This window comes from Flavobacterium sp. ACAM 123 (genome assembly GCF_000264055.1).
Classification (GTDB): Bacteria; Bacteroidota; Bacteroidia; order Flavobacteriales; family Flavobacteriaceae; genus Flavobacterium.
Window position 1 is genome coordinate 1 of the sequence record NZ_AJXL01000201.1, and the last position, 2,586, is coordinate 2,586.

The 2,586-nt window shown below is 34.7% G+C and carries 1 protein-coding gene and 1 pseudogene; both read right to left on the minus strand.

Annotation, left to right across the window (positions count from 1 at the left end; all coding sequences use genetic code 11):
- A pseudogene (locus A3SG_RS20455) lies at positions 1-680 on the minus strand (hypothetical protein); the annotation flags it as partial.
- Positions 644-1,639 (minus strand): hypothetical protein, encoded by a 996-nt coding sequence (locus A3SG_RS0118135; protein ID WP_157485558.1) that lies wholly within the window; start codon positions 1,637-1,639, stop codon positions 644-646. The gene A3SG_RS0118135 and the pseudogene A3SG_RS20455, both read right to left, overlap by 37 nt.
- Positions 1,640-2,586 lie beyond the last annotated feature (947 nt).

Below are 2,586 nucleotides of genomic sequence, written 5' to 3' on the forward strand. Positions count from 1 at the left end.
GTGATTACCGAAGTTCCTTGGGTGCTTCTTGTCAAAGCATCTGTTGTAGTTCCTGTGATTGTTCCTGCACAGTTGTCAGTGGTTGTTGGAGCAGTTGCCGTTGCAGAACATTCCCCTGTAGCATCAGCTAAGGTTGGAGTTACTGGCTTGGTATTGTCTTCTACTGAAACAGTGGCTGCAATGGAGGTGTTTTCACAATTAGTTAGACCATTTTTTATTTTTACTTTATAATTCCCGTTTTGGGTTACAACAAGCGTTGAAGAGATAGCATTATTGACTATTACATCATCTTTATACCATATATAACTAGGATTACTGGCATTCGTATTTGCTGTTAATGTTGTTGAGATGCAAGTTTCTAATACTCCAGATATTGTGGCTGTAGGTAATGCATTTACCATTACCACAATTGGAGATCTTGGACCTTCACAAGAGATGCCGTTCGCAGTTATAGTCTGGCTTACATAATATGTAGTACTTCCTGCAGTAGTTGTTAGTGGAGTTGGTGCAGTGGTACTTCCTGTTCCATTCGTTGCTACAGTATACCATAATAGGTTCGTTCCAGTTGCTGTTAATTGGGTTGCGGTAGCATTCAAGCAATAGACAACTGGTGTTGTTACTGAAGGAGCTGTAGTAGCTGGATTTACGTTACCACAATTGGAGATCTTGGACCTACACAAGAGATGCCGTTCGCAGTTATAGTCTGGCTTACATAATATGTAGTACTTCCTGCAGTAGTTGTTAGTGGAGTTGGTGCAGTGGTATTTCCTGTTCCATTCGTTGCTACAGTATACCATAAAAGGTTCGTTCCAGTAGCTGTTAATTGGGATGCGGTTGCATTCAAGCAATAGACAACCGATGCTGTTACTGAAGGAGCTGGAGTAGCTGGATTTATTGTGATTGTAGCAGGTTGTGATTTTAAAGTTATATTTTGACACAATATACTGTTAATTACTGCCCTGAAATAGGTTGTTGTAGTCAGGTTAGCAGGAGTATCATACGATGCAGTTATATTGGAAATAGAAGTGGTTGTAGCTAAAGGAAAAAGAATATCTGTACTAGATTCCCATCTCACTACATTTCCTAACTGCCCCGAAAGTGTGAGCGTTGTTTTAGTATCTTGTCCATAACAATAGGTCTTATCTGGAGAAACGATTCCGTTAAGAGCAATTATGAAATCAATATCTTTTAATGCGCATGGTGCGGAGTTAATGCTACCTCCAGAAAACGAAAGGTACTTGGCTAAAGTAATAACACCGTTCGTTGTTGAATTACAAACATCAAAAGTAGCTGCTGATATAGGTATTTTTACTTCAATAAAGCTATTGTCACCGGGAACATAGCTACCAATAGCACTCAGAACGCCTAATGACGTAAAGTTGGGATCTATAGCACCTGCGGCAGTGTATTTGAATACAGTTAGAGCATTTTTACTAGCATCTAATTCTAAAACAATTTCAGCACCAGCGATTGGATATGCTGTACTCTTGTAAGTTTCACTTTTTAGCCCAGTAGCAGCGTTTCCGTCGGTATTAATATAATATCTAAAAATTGCAGAGCCTCCATTTCCATTGTTAATACCTAACAATAAGTAGTTCTCAGAGATAGTACTTTTTGTTATAGCAAATACTCTTTCCACTTGACATGATGATGATGCATTAGCATCAACTATTTTTGTTTGTGCTCCTAAGTATTCTGTTGAACTATAGTTACCATCTGGTATAAAAGTTTGACTAAAACTATAAGTAAGATTTAGAAAAAAAAATAATTGAAAGAAAAAATAATTTCTTCGAATGAGTAAAGTTTGCTTTCATATTGATTTCTTTTAAATCGTTAGAAATTGGGGTTGTTAATGGGAATAATTCTTTTTTTAATAAATCTTGCGGACTGATTTACGACGGGTCGTATTACTAGGTTTTGATTCTAAAGGGAACCAGGTATATTTGAGTAAAAACTGTTTTATGGGAATCAAAAAATAATGATAATAGTTCCGATTTTTGAGTAAGCAAACCAGTCCAAAATTTTAGGTTTTGGATTTCTGCACATTTGATAGTAGAAACTAGCAATAGAGCAGATAAAAGGAAAGTAGTTTTTTCAATCATAACAGCAGGATTTTAAGTTTTTAAATTATTTAGTAGATTTCGGGGCGGAAACCATTGTTATTCAATAAAATATCTCGTGTGAAATAATAATGTCCAAATTTAAAAAGAATTAATAGTACTTTATTTCTTTTCTCTTTGAACAACCTAAATACTCGTTTAAGTACCTTTTTATGGAAATTTAATATATGAATATTTTATAATTTGGGAAATAACAGGTATTTAAAGCTAAATATTATGTTAAGTTTTAACACAGGAATTGCCTAATTAATATCGCTTCTTTTTTAAGAATGGGCTGTTATTTTATTAGCCACAAAAGCAGAAAAACTATCTTTTTTAGCTAATAAAAAGGAGCTATTTTAGTATAGCTAGAAGAAAAAAAGAACGAGGAATGTTGCTTTTATTTTTAGTTAGTACAAATAGGATTTTCAACAATTCCGATAGTCAATTTGAGGATAATCTTGAAAGATAAATAGTAACAAAACGT